Source organism: Streptomyces sp. NPDC003011 (genome assembly GCF_053591515.1).
This window is the reverse complement of sequence record NZ_JBSFTY010000053.1, coordinates 24577-45076: the sequence shown is the minus strand read 5'-3', so window position 1 is coordinate 45076 and position 20500 is coordinate 24577. Positions and strand designations below refer to the sequence as shown.

The window sequence follows — 20500 nt, the reverse complement described above, 5'->3', positions numbered from 1 at the left end:
GCGTACGCGTCTTCGACGGCCGCCCGCCCGGGCGAGACCCGCGGCGTCCCGTCGCGGCCGGCCGTCGCCGGATGCCGGAGGTCCGGCCGGCGCGGTCGCTCGCGCATATGCCGCTCCACCTTGCCCTTCGCCCCGTGCGCGGACGCCGCGCGCCGGCCGGGCGCCTGTCCGGGCAACCCGGCGCCTCCCGCCCGGCCGCCCCCGCGCGGCCGACGGACGATCTTCGGCCACCCCGAACCCACGGCCGAAACCGTATCTTCCTACAATCTGTGATCCTGGCCGAACTGACCGTAGTCACCGCACGCCCGGGCCCCTACTTTGTGGCCGTGCGCCGACCCCCACAGCCGAATCCGCCCAGCCCGCCGCCGCCTCCCCCGTTCGACGCCCCCGCCGCCCGCAGACTCCGTACCGCTCTCGGAATGGGACCCGAGCACGTCGCCTACGGTATGCGTGCCTCGTTCGGGCTGCCCTATGTGACCCCCGACCTCGTCATCGCCTGGGAACGCGGGATCACCTCGCCCGCCGGCCGCGAACTCACCGCGCTCGCCGGTGTGTTGTGGTGCTCCCCCGGCGACCTCATCGGCAGGCCGCGCACCTTGCGCGAGCACCGGCTCTCCCACGGGTTCGCGCCGGAGGACGTGGCACGTGCCGTCGGGCTCGAACTCCTGGCCTACCTCAGCATGGAGGAGCACGACGAGTGGCGCGGCACCGACCGTCAGTCGTCCGTCCTGGCCGACCTGCTCGAACTCTCCCTGCCCGACTTCGTCACCGTCACCGGCCGCGAGCCGAAACTCGCCGGGCTGCTGCGCGACGCCGTGACCACCCGGTGGCAGGCGTACGTCCGCCCGGTCGCCAAGATCGTGCCGCTGGGCCGGCGGCTCCTGGAGGACACCCTCCAGAAGCTGCACCGGCAGTACCACGGCCAGATGGTCGCCACCCTGAGCTGGGGCGGCGGCAGCGGCGACGCGGGGACCGCCGGCCAGGACTTCCTCGACCGGGTGGTCGACCACTTCTGGACCACGGTCCGGGACAACACCGGTTAGATCGGCACCGCCCAGACCGGCACCAGCTGCACCGGCACCGGCACCGGCACCGGCCAGGACACCCCCGAAGGGCCCGTGCCGGGCAGGGGTCCACGGACCCGCGCCGGACACGGCCCCGAGGGCCGCCTAGAAGACCGACTCCACCTCGTCCATCCGGTCCTTCGGGACCCTCTTCAGCTCGGTGACCGCCTCCGCCAGCGGCACCATCACGACGTCGTTGCCCCGCAGCGCGGTCATCCGGCCGAAGTCGCCCCGGTGCGCGGCCTCCACCGCGTGCCAGCCGAAGCGCGTGGCGAGCACCCGGTCGAACGCGGTCGGCGTGCCGCCGCGCTGCACATGCCCGAGGATGACCGGCTTGGCCTCCTTGCCGAGCCGGCGCTCCAGCTCATACGCCAGTGCCGTACCGATGCCCTGGAAGCGCTCGTGGCCGAACTGATCGATGTCGCCCTTGCCGTAGTCCATGGAGTCCTCGGCGGGGTGGGCGCCCTCGGCGACGCAGATGACCGCGAACTTCTTGCCGCGGGCGAAGCGCTCCTCGACCATCTTGACCAGGTCGGCGGGGTCGAAGGGCCGCTCGGGCAGGCAGATGCCGTGGGCGCCGGCCGCCATGCCGGACTCCAGGGCGATCCAGCCCGCGTGCCGGCCCATGACCTCGACGACCATCACGCGCTGGTGGGACTCGGCGGTGGTCTTCAGGCGGTCCATCGCCTCGGTGGCGACGCCGACGGCCGTGTCGAAGCCGAAGGTGCGGTCCGTGGAGGAGATGTCGTTGTCGATCGTCTTCGGGACGCCGACCACCGGCAGGCCCGCGTCGGCCAGCATCCGGGCGGCCGTCAGCGTGCCCTCGCCGCCGATCGGGATCAGCGCGTCGATGCCGAAGTCGCGCGCGATGTCGTACGCGTTCTCGCAGGCCTCGCGCAGGCGGTCGCGCTGGAGCCGGGAGGAGCCGAGGATGGTGCCGCCGCGGGCCAGGATGCCGCTGACGGCGTCGAGGTCGAGCGTGCGGTAGTGACCGTCGAGCAGGCCGGCGTACCCGTCCTCGAAGCCGATGACCTCGTCGCCGTAATTGTCGACCGCGCGGTGCACGACCGACCGGATCACGGCGTTCAGGCCGGGGCAGTCGCCGCCTGCGGTGAGAACTCCGATGCGCATCGTGCTGTGTCTCCTGCTCGCTGTTGGTACCGGTGAGCCAGATCCGATTGTTTCATGCCCCACAGGACGGTGCCGCATCCACTGTTGACGGGCGCCTTATCTATCGCGAGAGGTATTGTCAAGAGGGTTCTGCTCACCTCGGTGGGCGATTTTTATGGCCGCCCGACGCACCCGAAGACGAAACGGAGAGCACGCGTGACCCGCAGCGTGTACGTGACCGGTATCGACCGCGGCGACGGCCGCCAGGTCGTCGAGCTGGGGGTCATGGAACTCCTGACCCGGCAGGTCGACCGGGTCGGCGTGTTCCGTCCCCTCGTCCACGACGGACCCGATCGCCTGTTCGAGCTGCTGCGCGCCCGGTACCGGCTGACACAGGACCCGGCGACGGTCTACGGCATGGACTACCACGAGGCTTCCGCCCTCCAGGCCGAGCGCGGCGCGGACGAGCTGGTGTCGAGGCTCGTCGACCGGTTCCACCGGGTCGCCCGGGACTACGACGTCGTCCTGGTCCTCGGCACCGACTTCGCCGACACCCAGTTCCCGGACGAGCTGGCCCTGAACGCCAGGCTGGCCAACGAGTTCGGCGCCTCCGTGATCCCGGTGGTGGGCGGCCGGGGCCAGACCGCGGAGTCCGTGCTCGCCGAGACCCGCAACGCCTACCGCGCCTACGACGGCCTCGGCTGCGACGTCCTCGCCATGGTGACCAACCGGGTCGCCCGCGCCGACCGCGACGAGATAGCCGAGCGGCTCGCGAACCGTCTCCCGGTGCCCTGCTCGGTGGTCCCGGACGAGCCCGCCCTGTCCGCGCCGACCGTCGCGCAGATCGCGCAGGCCCTCGGCGCCAAGGTCGTCCTCGGCGACGACTCGGGGCTGGCCCGGGACGCGCTCGACTTCGTCTTCGGCGGCGCGATGCTGCCGAACTTCCTCGGCGCCCTGACCCCGGGCTGCCTGGTCGTCACCCCCGGCGACCGCGCCGACCTGGTGGTCGGCTCGCTGGCCGCGCACAGCGCCGGCACCCCGCCGATAGCCGGCGTGCTGCTCACGCTCGGCGAGGTCCCGGGCGACGACATCCTCACCCTGGCCGCCCGCCTCGCCCCCGGCACCCCGGTGCTGTCGGTGGCCGGCAACAGCTTTCCCACCGCCGCCGAGCTCTTCTCCCTGGAGGGGAAGCTGAACGCGGCCACCCCGCGCAAGGCGGAGACCGCGCTCGGCCTGTTCGAGCGGTACGTCGACACCGCCGACCTCAACCGGCGCGTCTCCGCGCCGAGCAGCGACCGCGTCACCCCGATGATGTTCGAGCACACGCTCCTGGAGCGGGCCCGCTCGGACCGGCGGCGCGTCGTGCTGCCCGAGGGCACCGAGCCGCGCGTCCTGCACGCGGCGGAGGTGCTGCTGCGCCGGGGGGTGTGCGACCTCACCCTGCTCGGCCCGGTCGACCAGATCCGCAAGAAGGCCGCCGACCTCGGCATCGACCTGGGCGACTGCCAGTTGACCGACCCGGCCACCAGCGAGCTGCGGGACGCCTTCGCCGAGAAGTACGCGGCCCTGCGCGCCCACAAGGGCGTCACCGTGGAGCTGGCGTACGACGTCGTCTCGGACGTGAACTACTTCGGCACGCTGATGGTCCAGGAGGGCCTCGCCGACGGCATGGTGTCGGGGTCCGTGCACTCCACGGCCGCGACCATCCGGCCCGCCTTCGAGATCATCAAGACCAAGCCGGACGCCGACATCGTGTCGTCCGTCTTCTTCATGTGCCTCGCCGACAAGGTCCTCGTCTACGGCGACTGCGCCGTGAACCCCGACCCGAACGCCGAGCAGCTCGCCGACATCGCCATCCAGTCGGCCGCCACCGCCGAGCAGTTCGGCGTGGAGGCGCGGATCGCGATGCTCTCGTACTCGACGGGTACGTCCGGGTCGGGCGCCGACGTCGACAAGGTGCGCGAGGCGACCGAGCTGGTGCGGCAGCGGCGGACCGACCTGAAGATCGAGGGGCCGATCCAGTACGACGCGGCCGTGGAGCCGTCGGTCGCGGCAACCAAGCTGCCCGGGTCGGAGGTCGCCGGCCAGGCCAGCGTGCTGATCTTCCCCGACCTGAACACCGGCAACAACACCTACAAGGCCGTGCAGCGGTCGGCCGGCGCGATCGCCGTCGGGCCGGTGCTCCAGGGTCTGCGCAAGCCGGTCAACGACCTGTCCCGGGGCGCCCTGGTCCAGGACATCGTCAACACCGTCGCCATCACGGCCATCCAGGCCCAGTCTCCCGCTCCGTCCCCGATCGAGAAGGCCACCGCCCAGTGAGCTCCACGCGCGTCCTCGTCCTCAACTCCGGCTCGTCGTCGGTGAAGTACCAGCTGCTCGACATGCGGGACAGCAGCCGGCTGGCCGTGGGGCTCGTCGAGCGCATCGGCGAGGAGACCTCCCGGCTCAGGCACACGCCGCTGACCACGGGCGAGGCCCGTGAGCGGACCGGCCCGATCGCCGACCACGAGGCCGCCCTGAAGGCCGTGGCACAGGAGCTGTCCCAGGACGGCCTCGGGCTCGACTCGCCGGAGCTGGCCGCGATCGGGCACCGGGTGGTGCACGGCGGGAAGCACTTCACCGAGCCGACCGTCATCGACGGCACCGTGCTCGCCGAGATCGAGCGGCTGATCCCGGTCGCCCCGCTGCACAACCCGGCCAACCTCACCGGCATCCGCACCGCCCAGGCCCTGCGCCCGGACCTGCCCCAGGTCGCCGTCTTCGACACCGCCTTCCACACCACGATGCCGGAGTCGGCCGCCCGCTACGCGATCGACGTGCGCACCGCCGACGAGCACCGCATCCGGCGCTACGGCTTCCACGGGACCTCGCACGCCTACGTGTCCCGGGCCACGGCGGAACTGCTGGGCAAGGCGCCGGAGGAGGTGAACGTGATCGTGCTGCACCTCGGCAACGGGGCGTCCGCCTCCGCCGTGCGCGGCGGGAGGTGTGTGGAGACTTCCATGGGACTGACGCCTTTGGAGGGGCTCGTGATGGGTACGCGCTCCGGAGACATGGACCCGGCCGTCATCTTCCATTTGATGCGCGTTGGCGGAATGTCCACGGACGAGATCGACACTCTTCTCAACAAGAAGAGCGGATTGATCGGTCTGTGCGGGGACAACGACATGCGGGAGATCCGCCGCCGGATCGACGAGGGTGACGAACAGGCACAGCTCGCCTTCGACATCTACATTCACCGGCTGAAGAAGTACATAGGCGCCTATTACGCCGTGCTCGGACGCGTGGACGCGGTCGCCTTCACAGCGGGAGTCGGGGAGAACGCGAGCCCGGTGCGGGAAGCTGCCGTGGCGGGCCTGGAGGAGCTGGGCCTCGCGGTGGACGGCGCGCTCAACGCCGTACGCGGTGACGGGCCCCGTCTGATCTCGCCCGCGGACGCGCGGGTGGCCGTCGCCGTGGTACCGACCGACGAAGAACTGGAGATCGCCACACAGACCTACGCGCTGGTCGGAAAGAACGACTGAGCCAAACAGCTGAGCAATACACGGCAGTAACACGCCTGAGCGCGAAGCCGCCCATTTGTATCTTCCGCCAGACGGAATATTCCGTAGCGAAACAAACCGATAGGATCGCCCCATGCGCCGTTCCAAAATCGTCTGTACTCTCGGCCCCGCGGTCGACTCCCACGAACAACTCGTGTCGCTGATCGAAGCCGGCATGAATGTGGCCCGCTTCAACTTCAGCCACGGCTCCCACGCCGAGCACCAGGGGCGGTACGACCGCGTCCGTGCCGCCGCCAAGGAGACCGGCCGGGCCATCGGTGTCCTCGCCGACCTCCAGGGCCCGAAGATCCGGCTGGAGACCTTCGCCGAGGGTCCGGTCGAGCTGGAGCGCGGTGACGAGTTCGTCATCACCACCGAGGACGTCTCCGGTGACAAGCAGATCTGCGGGACCACCTACAAGGGCCTGCCCGGTGACGTGACCAAGGGCGACCAGATCCTCATCAACGACGGCAACGTCGAGCTGAAGGTCACCGAGGTCGAGGGCCCGAAGGTGAAGACGATCGTCATCGAGGGCGGTGTCGTCTCCGACCACAAGGGCATCAACCTGCCCGGCGCGGCCGTGAACGTGCCGGCGCTGTCCGAGAAGGACATCGATGACCTGCGCTTCGCGCTGCGCATGGGCTGCGACCTGGTCGCCCTGTCCTTCGTGCGGGACGCCAAGGACGTCGCCGACGTCCACAAGGTCATGGACGAGGAGGGCCGCCGCGTCCCCGTCATCGCCAAGGTGGAGAAGCCGCAGGCGGTGGAGAACATGGAGGACGTCGTGATGGCGTTCGACGGTGTGATGGTCGCCCGTGGCGACCTGGCCGTCGAGTACCCGCTCGAAAAGGTCCCCATGGTGCAGAAGCGCCTGATCGAGCTGTGCCGGCGCAACGCCAAGCCGGTGATCGTGGCGACCCAGATGATGGAGTCGATGATCACCAACTCCCGTCCCACCCGCGCCGAGGCCTCCGACGTGGCCAACGCGATCCTGGACGGTGCCGACGCGGTCATGCTGTCGGCGGAGTCCTCGGTGGGCGCGTACCCGATCGAGACCGTCAAGACGATGTCCAAGATCGTCACCGCGGCCGAGCAGGAGCTGATGTCCAAGGGCCTGCAGCCGCTCGTCCCGGGCAAGAAGCCGCGCACGCAGGGCGGTTCGGTCGCGCGCGCCGCGTGCGAGATCGCCGACTTCCTCGGCGGCCGGGGCCTGGTGGCCTTCACCCAGTCCGGCGACACCGCCCGGCGCCTGTCGCGCTACCGCGCGGTCCAGCCGATCATCGCCTTCACCACCGACGAGAGCACCCGCAACCAGCTCACGCTGAGCTGGGGCGTCGAGTCGCACGTCGTGCCGTTCGTGAACAGCACCGACGAGATGGTCGACCTGGTCGACCAGGAGATCACCAAGACCAAGCGCTTCAACCCGGGCGACATCGTCATCATCACCGCCGGCTCGCCCCCCGGCGTCGCCGGCACCACCAACATGCTCCGCGTCCACCACCTGGGCGGCGCCAACTGAGCACCCCCCAAAGGGCTCGCGTACGGCACCGAGGGCGCTCCCTGTTGCAGGGGGCGCCCTCGTCCGTTCACCCGGTCAGTGACTCCCGCCGGATGTCACGCCTCGGCCGCCGCACGGACGACGGCATGCGCCAGGGCGTCGAAGTTCTCCCGGAAGAAGCCCGTCCGGATCTCAGCGCCTCGTACATCGCCGACACCTGACGGGGCGTGAGCCGGGCGATGAACGCGTCGCCGTCGCGGGTCAGTTTCATCTGGGTTCTCAATCGTCACTCCCTCCCGTGTCCCCTCTTGGACACGACCGTGCCCCGCCGGACGGACACCCGGCGGGGCACGGTTTTCTGCGGCTCCCGGAGAAGACTGTCGGCGATGACGTTCAGCCGGTCACGTCGTGTACTGGTGCAGCCCGGGGACGGTCAGCGTGCCGCCGAACTGGCCGGCCTGCTGGACCTTCGCGTTGGTGAAGTAGATCAGGGGGATGTTCAGCGGCGGCGGGTGCTCCGGATCGAAGGTGATCGGGATCAGACCGAACAGGTTCCCGGAGATGCTCTCCGTGTACATGATCGTGTCGCCGTCGCGGATGGTGGACGTGGTGCCCTTGCCCGCCTGCACGTGGTAGGTCTTGCCGGACTGCTTGTCCTGCACGGTCTGGTGCAGGTCGCCGATGTCGGTCCCGTCGGAGATGACGTACTTCAGGACCTTCTTGACCTGGCCGCCGGCGGTCTTCACCTCGACGACGCCCTTGTAGTCGGCGCCCTTGAGCGTCAGCGAGCTGGCGTTCAGGTACCAGGGGTCGTCGGGCAGCGGGACGGCGTTGTCGATGCCGCTCTCGGCGTCCGTGGCGGCCGGGCAGTCCTCCGCGTCCGTGGTGGGGCTCGCGGACGGGCTGGGCGAGGAGGTGGCATCCGGGGAGGCGCTCTCGGCGGCCTCCTCGACGGCTTCGGCGGTGTCCTCGGCCGCCTCGGACGCGCTGTCCGTGGTGTCCTGCGCGGTGTCGTCGACCGGGCCGGTGACCTTCTCGGTGGTCTCCCCGACGGGGTCGGACGCGTCCTTGCCGGTGTCCGCCGAGTCCTCCGCGGGGGCCGCCGGGCTCTGGGTGGCGGACGGGGACGCCGACGGGGCCGGGCTCGCGCTCTCCGTCGCCTTGGAGCCGCCGGTGAAGACGCCGGTGATCGCGTCGCCGATGTCCTCCAGCAGGTTGCCGTCGCTCTCGGAGGGCGAGGGCGACGCGGTGGCGGTGTCGGACGCCGAGCCGCTGTCCCCGCCCGGCGAGGCGGAGGGCGCGGGGGCCGGGTCGGCCTCGTCGCCGGAACCTGAATCCGGCGAAGAGGAGTCACCCGGGGAACCCGAGCCGTCGCCGCCCGAGGAGCCGTCGCCGCCCGGCGAGGCGGACGGCCCGGGCTCGGCGGTGCCGGTGTCCGGGGAGTCCGTGGAGTCGCCGGACGGGTCCTCGGAGCCGTCGCTCGCCGAGGCGGACGGCGAGGGACTGGCCGACGCCGAGGCGCCGTCCTCCAGCGCCGTGAGGCAGTCCTTGTACTCGTCGGCCGTCAGGCTCTTGGACGCCGGCTGGTCGTCGGCGAGCGCGAGCGTGGGCGTGAACCCCATCCCCATGAGGACCGCGGTCGGCATGGCCGCCAGGGCTATCGCCTTGCCGGCAGGCATGTGGAACCTGGTGAACAGCGGCTTCTTGGGTGCCGCGTGGCGCGGCCCGGTTCTCACACAGGACGTGTCCACGTCAGTCCCGTGGGTCACCTCGTCAGCCGGCACTGTGCCTCCCGTTCGCCCCGTAGACCGGGCTCGTTCCTGACAGATCGTTCGGCTCGCCGATGTCGTGCACGGGCTCGGGCACCGTGGTGCCGCGGTCGGTGGCCGCGGCGGGCGAGGCGTCCTTCGCGAACGACACCCCCGGGACCGCGGCCTCGGGAGCACCGCCCTGCTGCGCGGGAACCCCCGGCGCCGGCGGTGTGGGCGGCTCGCCCGGCACCCAGGCCACGGCCATCGCCCCGCCGACGAGGGCGAGGAGGAAGCCGACGATGAAGCCGCCGAAGTTGGACACCGGAAGGGACACCAGTCCCAGCAGGATCGCCGCGACGCCCGCGAAGGTGCGTACGTGCTTCTGGAACCAGAGGCTGACGCCCAGGACGGCGAGCAGCACGCCGATGATCAGGGAACCGGCACCCGCCGTGGTGGCCATGGTCAGCGTGAGGTGACCGATCTGCAGGTTCGCGTACGGGAAGTAGGCGATGGGGAGTCCGGCGAGCAGGACGAACAGCCCGGCCCAGAACGGCCGAGTGCCCCGCCAGGCGCGGAAGTTCCGCTTGAAGACCCGGAGGTAGTGCTCATCGCGACCGGGCGCGGCAGGAGTCTCGGCGCTCATGGAAAAACAGCTCCCTGGAACGGCTTGCTGTGGTGAGTGGTTCTGCGGATCGCAGAGTGGACGGGCGGGGAGGCCACCGGCTCCCCCGCCCGTCAGCGAGTGCTCAGTAGCACTCCTTGACGCCCTTCGACAGCGACATCTTCAGACCGCTGAGCTTGAAGGTGCCGGCGGTGGTCGCCCACGCCGTCTGCTTCACGTCGGTCAGCGTGGCCTTGGTGGCCTGCTGGCTGAACCCGAACGGGTTGGCGGTGTCACCGCTCTTGATGCCCGGACCCTTGCTGAGGTCCTTGCCGGCCACACCGATGTCGATGTTCTCGAAGGTGGCGTTCGCCTCGAGTTCCTCGACGTCGATGTAGAGGTTGTCGGCCACGACCGGCGTGCCCTTGCCGCCCGCGCTCAGCGTCAGGCTGACCGACCCGAGCAGCGGGATGTCCGGGGTGACGACGGACTGGCACATGTTCGTGATCGAGGCCTTCTTGAAGGCCGAGACCGCGACGGGGTGAGCCGTCTTCTTGCCGTCGAGGGTGTACCCCGAGTCGATGGCTCCGTACTGCGAGAAGCCCGTGCCCTCGATCCGGTCGGCCGTCACCTTGAACGACTGCCCCGACACGCTGAACGACGCGGCGAGGGCGCCCTGCGCGAGAGCGACACCTATACATGCCGTGGCGGCCACGCTGGGCACCATGACCACAGCGAACCGCTTCCATCTGGTCCCGCCACGCACCTGGGACTCCATATTTCCTCCTTCTCGGACGTACATCTCCTGGCCCTGGCTTCCCTGTCGGGTCGACGGCTCAGCCGGGCAGGGATGGGAGAAGTGCTACGTCCTCGGGAAGGGGAGCGCCCGTACTCGGTGGCGCGAACCGCACCCGAATCACCGGCGATCACCCCCGAGCGACAACCACTGGTCGCGCCTGACACGCATCACGCACAACCCTGCTGGACAGGCTTCGCCGACCGGCGAAGACCCCCCTGCCCAAGAGCCGGCGCCACTGCCGCCGGCTCTGCTCGGTGGGGACCCTGGGTTCCCGTCGACCCAACCGGCTGCCGGGGTACGGGAATGGACCGAGCGTCGCCGATCGTGGTGCATTCTCGCCGTCGACACAAGGGGGTTCGTTACTCGCTAGTAACGGCCGGATAACCGAACAACGACCCGCTGGTCTCGGCCGACGACGCTCGGTGTCAGGGAGGGCCGGGACAAAGCTGTTGATCATTGGACAGAATCCGACAGATCAACGCCCCCGACTTACTGCAAGTAACAGCGGCCGCGATTGCCAAGATTTGGCAAAGCGCGGCCGCATCGGCCCCTGTGGGCCAACCTTTCACTCGGGCATCACATGGCCGAATGTTTAGCGACTGGTCAGAAACCCGGCCGCCGCCCCGGTCAGAACAGGGCGCGCGCCAGCGCCCTGCGCGCCGCCGCCACCCGCGGGTCGTCGGCGCCGACGACGTCGAACAGCTCCACCAGCCTCACGCGTACGGCGTTGCGGTCGTCGCCCGCCGTGCGGCGCACGGTGTCGATGAGCCGGCTGAAGGCGTCCTCCACGTGTCCGCCCACCAGATCCAGGTCGGCGGCGGCGATCTGCGCCCCGGGATCGTCCGGCTTCTCGGCCGCCTCCTTGCGCACCTGCTGCGGGTCCAGCCCCTGTACCCGCTGGAGCAACTCGGCCTGCGCGAGACCCAGGGTGGCCTCCGTGTTGCCCGGGTCGTCGGCCAGTACGTTCCTGTAGGCCTGGACCGCACCGCCGAAGTCCCCCGCGTCCAGGGCGCGCACGGCGGCTTCGAGGAGCGCGTCGTACGGTCCGGCCGGCGTCGGAGCGGGAGCGGTCTCGGCGGCGGCGCCCGGGCCGGCGTCCGGGTCGACCACCAGGCCGGTCAGGCCGAAGCGCTGCTCGGCGACCTCCACCAGCTGATCCAGGGTCTGCCGGATCTGCGCCTCACCGGCGGCGCCCTGGAAGAGCGGCAGGGCCTGCCCCGCGACCACCGCGAAGACGGCCGGGATCCCCTGGATCCCGAACTGCTGCATCAACATCTGGTTGGCGTCGACATCGATCTTGGCGAGAAGGAAGCGCCCGTTGTACTCGACGGCGAGCCGCTCCAGGACGGGGCTCAGCTGCTTGCAGGGCTGACACCACTCCGCCCAGAAGTCGATGACGACGGGCACTTCGGCGGAGCGCTGCAGGACATCCTGCTCGAACCCCGCCTCGTCGACGTCGATGACGAGATCGGCCGGAGAGATCGCCCCCGGCCCGCCGCCCTGTCGGGCCGCTTCGGCGCGCGCCTGCTCCGCCTTCGCCTTGGCCTCCTGGGCCGCCTTCACCGCGGCGAGGTCGACGACTCCGCTCATGGACATGTTCCGTGGCTGCATGCGTCTATCCTCCCCCGTTCGCGGCCGCGTGTGAAAAGCGTGGTGCAAGCCGGTCGTGCCGTGTGCTCGTCGGTGCCGGGTCCCCACCCTGCGTCCGTGGTTTCGCTACGAGCCGTAGCGTAATGGCAGCGAGTCCCTCGGGACCACCCGCCCCTGGTGATCTCCCTCACGGCGTCACCCCCGAACCGTCGGTTTATGGTCAGGGAATGCAGAGCCGCCCTTCCGCCCCGCGGGCCGCGGGACGCCCCCGCAGCACCACCGCGGACGCCGCGATCCTCGCGGCCACCCGGGCGGCCCTGGTGGAGCTGGGCTGGTCGAAGCTCACGCTCGGGGACGTGGCGGCGCGGGCCGGGGTGGCGAAGACGACGCTCTACCGCCGCTGGGCGGGCAAGAACGAGCTGGTCGTCGACGCGGTGGCGGAACTCTTCGACGAGCTGGAACTCCCCGACTGCGGCACCCTCGCCGGCGACATCGAGGGCGTGGTCCTCCAGTTCGCGGCGATCCTGGCCCGGCCGGAGGCGAAGAGCGGCCTGATGGCGGTCGTCGCGGAGTCGACCCGCGACGACGCCCTGCGCGAACGCATCCGCGCCTCCATCGTGGACCGGCAGAAACGCCTGGTCCTGGAGGGCCGCTCCCGGGCCCAGCAACGCGGTGAACTGCCCCCGATGCCCGACCCGCGGGAAGCCGCCCGCACGGTGGACCTCATCTTCGACGTGGTGGCGGGCGCGGTGGTCCACCGCACCCTGGTCAGCGCGGAGCCGGCGGACGAGGAGTGGGTGCGCGGCTTCACCCAGGTGCTGCTGCTGGGCCTCTCGGGTGCGGGAGCGGAAGGGGAAACGGGAGCAGGAAACGGAACGAGAACGGACTAGCCGGCCGGAACCGGTCAGAACCCCGCCGGTTCCGTGTACACCCCCCACTCGTCCCGCAGCACCCCGCAGATCTCGCCCAGCGTCGCCTCGGCCCGTACGGCGTCCAGCATCGGCTCGATCATGTTGCCGCCGTCCCGCGCGGCCGCGAGCATCGCGTCGAGGGCGGAGCGTACGGCGGAGCCGTCCCGCGCGGACCGGCGGGCGCCCAACGCCCGCACCTGTTCCCGCTCCACCTCGTGGCTGACCCGCAGGATCTCCAGGTCACCGGTCACCGAGCCGGTGTGGACGTTGACGCCGACGACCCGCTTCTCGCCCTTCTCCAGCGCCTGCTGGTAGCGGAACGCGGACTCGGCGATCTCGCCCGTGAACCAGCCGTCCTCGATCCCGCGCAGGATCCCGGAGGTGACCGGCCCGATGGGGTGCCGCCCGTCCGGGTGCGCCCTGAGTCCGCGCTCCTTGATCTGCTCGAAGATCCTCTCCGCGTCCGCCTCGATCCGGTCGGTCAGCTGCTCGACGTACCAGGAACCGCCCAGCGGGTCGGCCACGTTGGCGACGCCGGTCTCCTCCATCAGCACCTGCTGGGTGCGCAGCGCGATCTCCGCGGCCTGCTCGGAGGGGAGCGCCAGGGTCTCGTCCAGGGCGTTGGTGTGCAGCGAGTTGGTACCGCCGAGCACCGCCGCGAGCGCCTCCACGGCCGTCCGTACGACGTTGTTGTACGGCTGCTGCGCCGTCAGCGAGACCCCGGCGGTCTGGGTGTGGAAGCGCAGCCACTGCGCCTTGTCGCTCTTCGCCCCGTACACGTCCCGCATCCAGCGTGCCCAGATCCTGCGCGCCGCCCGGAACTTGGCGATCTCCTCGAAGAAGTCGAGGTGCGCGTCGAAGAAGAAGGACAGGCCGGGCGCGAAGACGTCCACGTCCATGCCGCGGCTGAGCCCCAGCTCCACGTACCCGAACCCGTCCGCGAGGGTGTACGCCAGCTCCTGCGCGGCCGTCGACCCGGCCTCGCGGATGTGGTAGCCGGAGACGGACAGCGGCTTGTAGGCGGGGATGCCGGCCGCGCAGTACTCCATCAGGTCGCCGATCAGGCGCAGGTGCGGCTCGGGCTGGAAGAGCCACTCCTTCTGGGCGATGTACTCCTTGAAGATGTCTGTCTGGAGCGTGCCGTTGAGCACGGCCGGGTCGACGCCCTGCCGCTCGGCGGCGACGAGGTACATGCAGAAGACGGGCACGGCGGGCCCGCTGATGGTCATCGAGGTGGTGACGTCACCCAGCGGGATGTCCTGGAACAGGACCTCCATGTCGGCGGCCGAGTCGATGGCGACACCGCAGTGCCCGACCTCGCCCAGCGACCGCGGATCGTCGGAGTCACGCCCCATCAGCGTCGGCATGTCGAAGGCCACGGACAGCCCGCCGCCGCCGTTGGCCAGGATCGTCTTGTAGCGCTCGTTGGTCTGCTCGGCGTTCCCGAACCCGGCGAACTGCCGGATGGTCCAGGTGCGCCCGCGGTAGCCGGTCGGGTACAGGCCGCGGGTGAAGGGGTACTCCCCCGGCCACCCGATCCGCTCGAAGCCGTCGTACCGGTCCCCCGGCCGTGGCCCGTACACCGGCTCCACGGCATCCCCGGAGAGTGTGGTGAAGTCGGCCTCCCGCGTGCGCGAGGCGTCGTACCGGGCCTGCCAGCGACGGCGGCCCTCTTCGATGGCGTCAGCGTCCATACCCTCGAATTTACTTGGACGTCCTAGTAAATGTCGATGGCTGACCGCCGCACGTGTGTCCGTGCGGCGGCGGGGTTACGCCTTGGCGACCACCGGAGCACCCTCGGCGATCTTCGGCTCCAGCTCGCGGCTGATCTTCCGCTCCACGAAGAAGGCGGCTGTCGGGACGGTCCCCGCCAGCAGCACCCAGATCTGCTTGGCGACCGGCCACTTCGCCTTCGAGCCCAGGTCGAAGGCGAAGACCAGGTAGACGACGTACAGCCAGCCGTGCGCGATGCCCACGACGCGGGTGAAGCCGTCCGCCCCGTCCACGTCGAGCAGGTACTTGGCGATCACGCCCACGGTCAGCAGGACCAGGAGCACACCGGTGACGTAGGCCATCACCCGGTAGCGGGTCAGCACGGACTTTTTCATGCCTCCGAGCGTAACCACGCGGCCCGGGAGACCGTGCCCCGGGTCAGTCCTCGTCGAAGTCGTGCGCCGACACCCGCAGCGGCCTGAGCATCGCGAAGATCTCGGCGCACTCCTCCGCGTCGTACACCCCGAGGCCGAAGTCCATCGCCATCAGGTCACGGGTGGCCGCGTCGACGACCTCGCGGCCCTTGTCGGTGATGGTGGCGAGGGTGCCGCGGCCGTCGTTGGGGTTGGGGCGCCTGGCCACCAGGCCCGACTTCACCAGGCGGTCGACGGTGTTGGTCACCGAGGTGGGGTGCACCATGAGCCGCTCGCCGATCTTCGACATCGGCAGTTCCCCCGCTTTGGAGAAGGTGAGCAGCACCAGCGCCTCGTAGCGCGCGAACGTCAGCCCGTACGGCTTGACCACGGCGTCGACCTCGGCCAGCAGGATCTGCTGCGCGCGCATGATCGAGGTGATCGCGGCCATGGACGGCACGTTTCCCCAGCGCTGCTTCCAGAGCTCGTCGGCGCGGGCGATGGGGTCGAAGGGGAGACTGAGCGGCTTCGGCACGCCTTTGACCTTACCGGCCGGTCACATGCCGGTCAGCCCCGTCTCGTCTTTCGGTCCGGGCGCCGGCGGGGCGCCTGGATCATGTCCTTTCCATGGCCATACACACCACTATGTCAGTATTGATGACACATCGTCACTGAACGTCACCCTCGCCCCAGGGAGCAGCATGGTCCGGCCGATCCACCCCCTCGCGGTCCTCGCGGTGCTCGGACTCGTCGCGGGCTGCTCGCTCGCGCCCGGTGTCGACGAGGCGTCCGTCGCCGCCGCGAAGAAGCCGGTCCGCACGTCCGGCTCGGCCTTCTGGGTCGACCCGGCGAGCCCCGCCGCCCAGCAGATCCGGACGTGGCGGCAGGAGGGCCGCACCCAGGACGCCGAACTGCTCCGGCGCATCGCCGACCAGCCGGCCGCGCTGTGGCCGGCCGGCGAGACCGACCCGGCCCCGCAGGTGCGGGCGGCGACCGAGGCCGCGACCCGGGAGGGCCGGACAGCGGTGTTCGTGGCGTACAACATCCCGCACCGGGACTGCGGCCAGCACTCGGCGGGCGGCGCGGCGGACGCGGACGCCTACCGCACCTGGATCGGGAAGTTCGCCGCCGCCCTCGGCTCGGCGAAGGCCCTGGTGGTGCTCGAACCCGACGCCGTCGCGCACCTCATCGACGGCTGCACGCCCGCCGCGCACGGGGCCGAGCGCGAGCGGCTGCTCGGGGAGGCGATCGTCCGGCTGAAGCAGCAGCCGCACACGAAGGTGTACCTCGACGCGGGCAACCCGGCCTGGATCCGCGAGTCCCACAAGCTGGTGGAACCGCTGAAGCGGGCCGGCATCGAACGGGCCGACGGGTTCGCGCTCAACGTCTCCAACTTCCAGACGGACGAGGCCACCAGGACGTACGGCCTCCAGCTCTCCGGCGACCTCGGCGGCAAGCACTTCGTCATCGACAGCAGCCGTAACGGGAACGGTCCGCTGCCCGGGGTGTGGTGCAACCCGCCCGGCCGGGCGCTGGGCACCCGGCCGACCACCGACACCGGCGAGCCCGCGCTCGACGCCTACCTGTGGATCAAGCGGCCCGGCGAGTCGGACGGAACGTGCGAGGGCGGGCCGAACGCCGGCCGGTGGTGGCCGGAGTACGCGCTGGGACTGGCCCGCAACTCCAAGGCGTGACACGGCTCCCCGGCGGAAGACCGCCGTTCACCTGACGTGGATCCACTTGGCCTCGGAGGGCGTGCCGTCCGCGTCGGTCACGAAGAGCATGTACCAGCCGGGCGGCACCAGCGTCCGGTCCTTCGGTACGTCGACCGTCACCGAGTCCGCGTCCTTGGCCAGGCGCAGCTCGATGGAGCGCTGCTCGACGTCCGTGGTGTGCGTGACCGCGCTGGGCCGCATCAGCCGGGCCCTGACGACCCGCTCCGGGTGGTCGGTCCGGTACGTCACCCGGTTCTGCCGGTCGAGCGCCTCGGGGCCGTCCCGCAGTACGGGGCGCTGGGCACCGTTGCGGTGCAGCGCGGGCGGGGTGAAGATCTCCATGCGCTGCTCGAAGTGGCCGAGCTTGGTGTTCTGCTGGTCGTCGAAGAGCGGGTCGGAACCGAAGGTGGCGACCCGGCCGTCGGGCAGCAGCAGCGCCTCCGAGTGGTAGTTGCGGCCGACCTCGGGAGCGGCGGCCTCCCGGAAGACGTTCGCCTTCGGGTCGTAGAACTGCGCCTTGAGGATGTTGCTGGCGCTGCGGCCGCGGTAGTCCTCGGAGCCGTTCGACGTGAAGACGGTGTCGTCCGGCATGATCACGCTGTTCAGGTAGCGGGTGCCCTGCGGGAGGTTGGGGCCGTCCTTGAAGACGGGATTGTCCTTCTTCAGGTCGACGACCGCCGTACGCGGGGTCGACTTCTTGGACTCGCCGACACCTCCGCCGCCCAGGATCATCACCTTCTGGTCCTGCGCGGGCGGCAGCAGGACAGAGGCGGAGGTCTCGGTCTCGTCGGGGTCGCGCAGCCCGGGGACCTTCTGGAAGGTGTTGGTCCGCAGGTCCCACAGCCCCGGTTCGCGGCCCTTCTCGGCGGGGCCGTACCCGGCGTTGGAGGCCGGGTAGAAGAGCTTGCCGCCCTTGGTGAGGAAGAGGGCGGGATACGTCGGGAAGTACCGCTTGGGGCCCGGTGACCACTTCTTGGTCCGCGGGTCGTAGATCTCGTTGTCGCCGGGGTCGATCACGCCGACGTCGTCGAGCCCGGAGACGGCGAGGACGCGGCCGTCGTCGAGGCCGACGAGGGTCGGGTACCAGCGGGCCTTGTCCATCGGGTCGACCGGGATGTACCGCTCGGCGACCGGATCGAACTCGTAGGCGGCACGGATCCCCTGGAAGTCCTGCTTGTCGAGGGTGATCCGCTCCGCCAGCCCGTACGTGTTGCCGGCGTCCTCGCCGGCCAGGCCGACGATCTCGTACTGCGCCTGCTTCTCGGTGACCGACATGGGGCCCTTCTCGGTGGCCTCCACGAAGACCCGGGCCTCGCTCGCGGTGACCCTGGTCCGCCAGGGCCGCATCACCCCGCGGCTGTTGTAGGACACCCTGAAGGAGCGCTCGGCCTTCGGGATCGTGACGTCGAACCTGCTGACGTACTCCACGCCGGCGGGCGAGCGGAAACGGGTGCCCTTCTTCAGGAACACCGCCTTGTCGGGGTTCTCGTTCTTCACGCGCATGCCGCCGCCGGCCCGGTCCACCTCGCCGTCCAGGAGCTCGTAGCGGGCGGTGCCGCCGGCCACCAGCAGACGCCCGTCGGGGAGCTGGGCGTGGCCGGCGCAGAAGAAGTCGTCGGGGGTGGGGATCTTCTTGAAGGTGTTCGCCTTCGGGTCCCACAGGACGGTGTCGAAGGACCCCTCGTCGAACTTCTTCTGCTCGTTCCCGGAGCCGGCCACGATCAGGACCTTGCCGGTGTGCAGGAGTGCCGCGTGGATGGCGTTGGTGCGGTACTCCTGCGGGATGCCGACCTGGGTCCAGCTGCCGTACTTCGCCTTGTACGCGGGCTGGGCGATCTCGTAGTCGTGGTACTTCTCGCCCGCGAAGTCCAGCGCGGCCGGAACGTTGAGACCGGCCAGGACCGCGATGCCCCCGATGCCCAGGACGGTCTTCTTGGTCTTCTGCGACGGCTGATAGGCCATGGCCTAGTTGCCTCCTGTCGTGGTGCCGGAGACGGACGAGGTCGCTCCTGTGGTGGCGAGGGCGGGCTCCCCGCTCTCGACCGTGCGCGCGGTCGCGGTCCCGTGCAGCGCCAGCCGCTCCCGGCGCTCCTTGAGGAGCGTGGCGGCCCACACCCCGACCGGGGCCAGGGAGATCGCCATCGCGAGGACCGCCCAGGTGCGCATGGCCGCGTGCGTGTGGCCGAGGACGACCGAGGCGGCGAGCGAGGTGGCGAGGAGGACTGCCCAGAACAGGTGGATGCGGAAGGTGAGCAGCCGGTCCGGGCTGGTGTCACCGCCCTTGGGGGTCACGACGAAGCGGCTGGGGCGGCGGACGATCGCCTCGCCGAGGGACTTGAGGTAGATGGGCGCGGACAGCGCGGACATCGCCATGCCGGCCAGGCCGCCCGAGCCTTCGGGTTCGTGGGGTGAGACGTTGTGGCGGCGGTTCCACAGGTACAGGCCGATCTGGAGGGCGGCGGCGTCGCTGTAGAGCATCAGCCAGACGGAGGCGGCGACCTGGGTGCCGGAGGCGCCGAACCAGAGGAACAGGACGCAGCTCAGGATGCCGAGGAGCCAGTTGACGGCCGTCATCGGGTAGTAGACCAGCATGAGGCTGTACGAGAGGAGACGCCCGGCGGGCATGGTGAACGGCGCCTTCCAGTACTGCTTGAAGAGCGTCTCGTAGGTGCCCCGGGACCAGCGCAGCTGCTGGGTGAAGAAGTCGGTCCAGGAGGCGGGGCCCTCGCCCACGGCGAGGACGTCGGGGGTGTAGACCGACCGCCAGTGGTGGTTCGTCGCCGGGTTGCGGTGGCGGTGCAGCTCGAAGCCGGTGGCCATGTCCTCGGTGATGGAGTCGTACAGTCCGCCGATCTGCTTGACGGCGGAGATCCGTACGACGTTGTTGGTGCCGACGAACATGGGGGCGCGGTAGCGGTTGCCGGCGCGCTGGATCAGGGCGTGGAAGAGGAACTGCTGGGACTCGGCGGCCTTGGTGACGGGGTGGTGGTAGTTGCCGTAGACCTGGGGGCCGACGACGAAGGCGACATCGGGATCCCGGAAGTAACCGAGCATCCGCTCCAGGAACTCGGGGAGCGGGACGTGGTCGGTGTCGACGGAGGCGAAGAAGTCGTACGCGTCGCCGTGCATCGCGATCCACGCGTTGTAGTTGCCGTGCTTGGTGCGGGCCTTGTGGACGCCCTTGGCCCGGTTCCACTCCGGGACCCCGTGCCGGGTGAAGTGGCGGACGCCGAGCTCCGCGCAGAGCGCTTTGGCCTGCTCGTCGTCCCCTTCGTCGAGCAGCCACACGTCGACGACGCCGCGGGTGCCGGTGATCCTCATGGCGCCTTCGAGGGTGGCTCGGACCATGGAGAGGGGCTCCTTGCCCGGGACGTACGTCGTCAGGAAGGCGACGCGGGTGCCGGGTGCGGGCACGACGGGGACGGGGTCGCGGGCCACCATCGTCGCGTGGGCGACGGAGGCGACGTTGACGACCATGAAGAGTTCGATGAGTCCGATGGCGACGAGCATGGTGACGTCGAGGCCGACGAGCCAGGTGTCCGCGCCCTCGCGCTGCACCCAGTGGGTGGGCCAGACGAGGTAGACCAGGAGGGCGCCGGTGAGGATCGGCGCGAGCGTCATGAGGAGGATGGCGCGTATTCGGCGCGGCTCTCGGGAGAGGAGCGAGGCGTACTGCACCTGGTAGGCCGAACCGGTCGGTTCCGTGAGCGGTCCGGCCAGTCGGCTGTAGGTGTCGTAGTCGTAGCCCTCCGGCCGCACAGCACCCTCCAGGGAGTCATCGGTGATCGTGATC

General features: G+C 70.3%; 16 protein-coding genes. 6 read left to right on the top strand and 10 right to left on the bottom strand.

From position 1 onward, the window contains the following. Window positions 1–326 precede the first annotated feature (326 nt). The gene (locus tag ACWD0J_RS25940; protein ID WP_451498237.1) at window positions 327–1043 is read left to right on the top strand and encodes a helix-turn-helix domain-containing protein; all 717 of its coding nucleotides are present in this window, start codon (window positions 327–329) and stop codon (window positions 1041–1043) included. 126 nt (window positions 1044–1169) lie between these two features. On the opposite strand, the gene ACWD0J_RS25935 is transcribed toward ACWD0J_RS25940, so the two are convergent. Further along, window positions 1170–2195 carry an ATP-dependent 6-phosphofructokinase gene (locus ACWD0J_RS25935; RefSeq protein ID WP_451498236.1) on the bottom strand — a complete coding sequence of 342 codons (1026 nt, stop codon included), beginning with the start codon at window positions 2193–2195 and terminating at the stop codon, window positions 1170–1172. A 195-nt stretch (window positions 2196–2390) separates the two neighbouring features. On the opposite strand from ACWD0J_RS25935, the gene pta reads away from it, so the two are divergent. From pta to pyk, 3 genes are all read left to right on the top strand, one after another. Beyond that, window positions 2391–4493 (top strand): phosphate acetyltransferase, encoded by a 2103-nt coding sequence (gene pta, locus ACWD0J_RS25930; RefSeq protein WP_451498235.1) that lies wholly within the window; start codon window positions 2391–2393, stop codon window positions 4491–4493. Then, complete coding sequence (locus ACWD0J_RS25925) at window positions 4490–5698, top strand: acetate kinase (RefSeq protein ID WP_451498234.1); 1209 nt, start codon at window positions 4490–4492, stop codon at window positions 5696–5698. Before pta ends, ACWD0J_RS25925 begins: the two co-directional genes overlap by 4 nt. Before the next feature lie 112 nt (window positions 5699–5810). After that, window positions 5811–7235 (top strand): pyruvate kinase, encoded by a 1425-nt coding sequence (gene pyk, locus ACWD0J_RS25920; RefSeq protein WP_451498233.1) that lies wholly within the window; start codon window positions 5811–5813, stop codon window positions 7233–7235. A 380-nt stretch (window positions 7236–7615) separates the two neighbouring features. On the opposite strand, the gene ACWD0J_RS25915 is transcribed toward pyk, so the two are convergent. The 4 genes from ACWD0J_RS25915 to ACWD0J_RS25900 all read right to left on the bottom strand — a co-directional run bounded on the left by ACWD0J_RS25915 (window position 7616) and on the right by ACWD0J_RS25900 (window position 11976). After that, the gene (locus ACWD0J_RS25915) at window positions 7616–8998 is read right to left on the bottom strand and encodes a hypothetical protein (RefSeq protein WP_451498232.1); all 1383 of its coding nucleotides are present in this window, start codon (window positions 8996–8998) and stop codon (window positions 7616–7618) included. Continuing rightward, window positions 8988–9608 carry a DUF6114 domain-containing protein gene (locus ACWD0J_RS25910; RefSeq protein WP_451498231.1) on the bottom strand — a complete coding sequence of 207 codons (621 nt, stop codon included), beginning with the start codon at window positions 9606–9608 and terminating at the stop codon, window positions 8988–8990. The genes ACWD0J_RS25915 and ACWD0J_RS25910 overlap by 11 nt, the downstream gene beginning before the upstream one ends. A gap of 103 nt (window positions 9609–9711) precedes the next feature. After that, window positions 9712–10344: a DUF6230 family protein gene (locus ACWD0J_RS25905; RefSeq protein WP_451498230.1), complete on the bottom strand. Its 633-nt coding sequence runs from the start codon at window positions 10342–10344 to the stop codon at window positions 9712–9714. Between the two features lie 648 nt (window positions 10345–10992). Beyond that, window positions 10993–11976 carry a tetratricopeptide repeat protein gene (locus tag ACWD0J_RS25900; RefSeq protein ID WP_451498229.1) on the bottom strand — a complete coding sequence of 328 codons (984 nt, stop codon included), beginning with the start codon at window positions 11974–11976 and terminating at the stop codon, window positions 10993–10995. 206 nt (window positions 11977–12182) lie between these two features. Here ACWD0J_RS25900 and ACWD0J_RS25895 point away from each other — a divergent pair, with 206 nt between their 5' ends. Then, window positions 12183–12845, top strand: a complete 663-nt coding sequence (locus ACWD0J_RS25895) for a TetR/AcrR family transcriptional regulator (protein WP_451498228.1) — start codon at window positions 12183–12185, stop codon at window positions 12843–12845. A gap of 14 nt (window positions 12846–12859) precedes the next feature. Here ACWD0J_RS25895 and ACWD0J_RS25890 read toward each other — a convergent pair whose 3' ends face one another. The 3 genes from ACWD0J_RS25890 to ACWD0J_RS25880 all read right to left on the bottom strand — a co-directional run bounded on the left by ACWD0J_RS25890 (window position 12860) and on the right by ACWD0J_RS25880 (window position 15527). Continuing rightward, entirely contained in the window at window positions 12860–14560 is a 1701-nt protein-coding gene (locus tag ACWD0J_RS25890) for an acyl-CoA mutase large subunit family protein (protein ID WP_451498227.1), read from the bottom strand. Between the two features lie 75 nt (window positions 14561–14635). Then, window positions 14636–14974, bottom strand: coding sequence for a DUF3817 domain-containing protein (locus tag ACWD0J_RS25885; protein ID WP_451498226.1), 339 nt, complete (start codon window positions 14972–14974; stop codon window positions 14636–14638). A 43-nt stretch (window positions 14975–15017) separates the two neighbouring features. Continuing rightward, window positions 15018–15527, bottom strand: a complete 510-nt coding sequence (locus ACWD0J_RS25880) for a MarR family winged helix-turn-helix transcriptional regulator (protein WP_451498225.1) — start codon at window positions 15525–15527, stop codon at window positions 15018–15020. A gap of 166 nt (window positions 15528–15693) precedes the next feature. Here ACWD0J_RS25880 and ACWD0J_RS25875 point away from each other — a divergent pair, with 166 nt between their 5' ends. Then, complete coding sequence (locus ACWD0J_RS25875) at window positions 15694–16686, top strand: glycoside hydrolase family 6 protein (RefSeq protein ID WP_451498224.1); 993 nt, start codon at window positions 15694–15696, stop codon at window positions 16684–16686. A gap of 27 nt (window positions 16687–16713) precedes the next feature. Here ACWD0J_RS25875 and ACWD0J_RS25870 read toward each other — a convergent pair whose 3' ends face one another. Together ACWD0J_RS25870 and ACWD0J_RS25865 are read right to left on the bottom strand one after the other, a co-directional pair. Beyond that, a complete protein-coding gene (locus ACWD0J_RS25870) occupies window positions 16714–18669 on the bottom strand; it encodes a galactose oxidase-like domain-containing protein (RefSeq protein ID WP_451498223.1) in 1956 nt (651 codons plus the stop codon). Between the two features lie 3 nt (window positions 18670–18672). Continuing rightward, window positions 18673–20466 (bottom strand): glycosyltransferase family 2 protein, encoded by a 1794-nt coding sequence (locus ACWD0J_RS25865; protein WP_451498222.1) that lies wholly within the window; start codon window positions 20464–20466, stop codon window positions 18673–18675. Window positions 20467–20500 lie beyond the last annotated feature (34 nt).